Annotated in this window: 1 protein-coding gene; it reads right to left on the minus strand. The window is 41.7% G+C overall.

Going from position 1 to position 1,891, the window contains the following annotated elements; translation table 11 throughout:
- Nucleotides 1–326 precede the first annotated feature (326 nt).
- Nucleotides 327–1,337, minus strand: coding sequence for a hypothetical protein (locus BLS03_RS25275; protein ID WP_093279600.1), 1,011 nt, complete (start codon nt 1,335–1,337; stop codon nt 327–329).
- Nucleotides 1,338–1,891: the final 554 nt, after the last annotated feature.

Consider the following 1,891-nt stretch of genomic DNA (forward strand, 5'->3'; position numbering starts at 1 on the left):
TAACCAGAAATGCCTTTTGTTCTCTGGTGCTGTCCGGCACGGTTTTACGCGTTCCCGACGCGGAAAACCTAAAAATTCGTCCTGAATTTTTACCTAATTTATTAGGGCTATTCGCTAACGCGTTTTTGGACATTTTAGAGTTATAGCGCTTACTAAATTGGGTTGTTACGAATTAGTTTTAGTATTGTAAATAGCGCTAAGAATCGTCATGAAATTATCTTTGATTCGTTTTGTCTTGAAATCTCAAGCGGGTAAAAAGGTAGGGGGGTAAATAGAGGCTCACGGCTGTGAGCCTCTAGAAAAGGGTATTACTTAATTGATGTTGCTTACGCTAACCAGGAATCATCAACACTGTCGGTAATAACGGTATAGCTGGCATCATCGTAATCCACGGTCACTTCGTAATATCCATCTTTATGAACACCATGATCATTCACATAATCATATTCTTTGGCAGTAATACTCTCAACATCCCCAGCAAAATTGAGCTCTGTTGTGTTTTCAACTATAAGTGGCGCGTCTTGAGTCCCATTATGACTCAGAACATCTTCATTAAGTGTTAGCTCGTGTTCGTTAGCGCTGATAATTTCAAAGTTGACAAAATCAACCTCAGCGAGTGTCCCCGCCTCTGTGTCATGGATAGAAATAGTGTCAACTCCATCACCACCATCAACAAAACGGATTTGACTTGCAGATGCAGGAGCATTTAAAACTGATGCAGTAAACCAATCATCCCCCGCAGCTAAGTCCATCGAAAATTCAGTGTATTCTGTACCTTCCTTTCCACCAATAGCAACCCTATCGGATCCGGAACTGCCCGTGACTTCAAACATATTGCCCCAGCTCGGACCGTTACTCTGAGCAACGATATCTAGTTGAACCCCACCGGATCGACCATCTGATAAATCGATGGTGCCACGTTTCGCGCCTTCAATCCTGAACTGAAGTTCACCTGTATTCTCGAGATAAGTCGTATGCAAATTCACATCGACATAATTTTCGATTGTAAGTGAAAGATTAGTATTCAAAGTACTTTGTACATAATGTTCATAATCTGCCGTGTCCACGAAGATTTCCTTCTCACCATCGTCATTCCAATCTGCAGTGTTAGTGATAGAAGTTTCATGGTCGCCATAGCGGTTAAAACGGTCAGCAACAGTGGTGTCGCCGTCAACGATAGTCCATGCACCTTCAGAGTTACCCTGATCATCAAACGTTGTGTAATGGCTAAGATCGATTTCATGGCCATTCTCAACTGTTAAGTTTTCAGCGCTGCCTGAACCATCCGTATTGGTTGAACCGGTAATTAAACTTGTTGTGGTGATTTCGATACTCATTGTCAGTTTCTCTGTAATTTTCTATCGCCAATAAAATTGGGGAATTGGGGAATTGGGGAATGCTATATAATTTGTGCCTTCAGTCGAGTCGATACGGTATGAAATAATGGTGATATTTCCACCCGTCTAAATTTAGAGAGAATATGCTGTAGGCACTTTCTGATGTTGCAGTTTTAATAGGTGATTAGGAGAAAGAAAGAGTATTGCTCGATGGCTATCGCATAACAAAAAGTATCTCAAAAACGATTGAAACGATGACATCTCAAATTCATCGAAACACACAATGGGGCAAAATCGTTTTAAAGAGTCAAAGTTATTACCAATATATTAGGTAAAAATTCAGGGATGAATTTTTAGGTTTTCGGCGCAGGACGCGCCTAAAACCGGGCCGGACAACGCCAGAGCACAAAAGGCATTTCTGGTTACTCTTTGTGCCAGCAAAGAGTGACTGGTGCGCTATCGCAGAGGGTAAAGAAAGCGAAAACGCATGGCGCATCATACAAACCCATTCATCAAACCAACCAAAAACCCAGATTCCGGATAGCTCATTCTGA

The organism is Vibrio xiamenensis (genome assembly GCF_900100015.1).
GTDB classification, from domain to species: Bacteria; Pseudomonadota; Gammaproteobacteria; order Enterobacterales; family Vibrionaceae; genus Vibrio; species Vibrio xiamenensis.

Bases quoted from the DNA above. Each gene is read 5' to 3' on its own strand.
- BLS03_RS25275 (WP_093279600.1), bottom strand. From the start codon at position 1,337: ATGAGTATCGAAATCACCACAACAAGTTTAATTACCGGTTCAACCAAT.